This window comes from Janthinobacterium sp. NKUCC08_JDC (genome assembly GCF_019345575.1).
GTDB classification, from domain to species: domain Bacteria; phylum Pseudomonadota; class Gammaproteobacteria; order Burkholderiales; family Burkholderiaceae_D; genus Janthinobacterium; species Janthinobacterium aestuarii.
In genome coordinates this window covers 1-797 of the sequence record NZ_JAHKQW010000044.1, presented here as the reverse complement: position 1 = coordinate 797, position 797 = coordinate 1, and the positions used below count along the sequence as shown (strand labels likewise).

Genomic DNA, 797 nt, shown 5'->3' with positions numbered 1-797 from the left:
GGCTATGTCACCGTCAGATGTGGGAATCCTCCCAGCGTTGCTCTCAATAACGTTTCTGGCGAGCGGATGCGCCTGGCATCGAGTATCCAGCGCCACCCCAGATAATTTGGCAGGTAGCGCGTCGCCACGCCGTGAAACGGACCCAGCCATTGCCGCAAACGGCTGTGATAGGCGTTGACGTTCTGCACGTGGGCGGCGCCCTGTACGCGGATGCCTGCGCGCAAGTTGACGGCCTGGTGGCTGATGCCAGCCTCCCTGGCAAAGGCCCGATAGGCGGCATGGCCATCGGTGACCAGCAGCACGTCCTTGTCGATGACAGGTAACAGGCAATGATGCAACTGCGCCTTGGTCAGCACCCCTTTGCCCGTGATGAAGTCCAGGGTCTGGCCCGTGCGGTCGCGCGCCACCAGGATACAGACCTGCTCATTGGAAATGCCGCGCTGGCGGGCATGGCCGCCTCGGCGGCGTGGCGGACGCGTCATGTTTCTCGATCCCTTTTCCGATTCCAGCAGATATAACTCGTCGGCTTCGGCGATGCCGTGCAGGCCATGCGGCCGATCCGTCTTTGCCAACGATAAAAACCGGTGGCGCCAGCGAAACGTGGTGTTGCGGTGTACGCCCAGTTGGCGCGCCGCCTTGCGCACGGAATCCGATGCCAGCAGGCAATCGGCGTAGTCGAGCCACAGCGCCTTGTGGCGCAAGCGGGCCAGCGGCGTGCCCGTCAAGGCATTGAAGGTACGTCCGCACGGCACGCAACGGTAGCGCTGCAGGCCGTGCGCATGGCCATGCCGGTGCAA

The 797-nt window shown here is 63.6% G+C and carries 1 protein-coding gene; it reads right to left on the bottom strand.

Annotated elements, in window-relative coordinates; all coding sequences use genetic code 11:
- Nucleotides 1–2 precede the first annotated feature (2 nt).
- On the bottom strand, nt 3–797 hold a 795-nt coding region (locus KO538_RS29015), incomplete at its 5' end, for an IS1595 family transposase (RefSeq protein WP_219330439.1).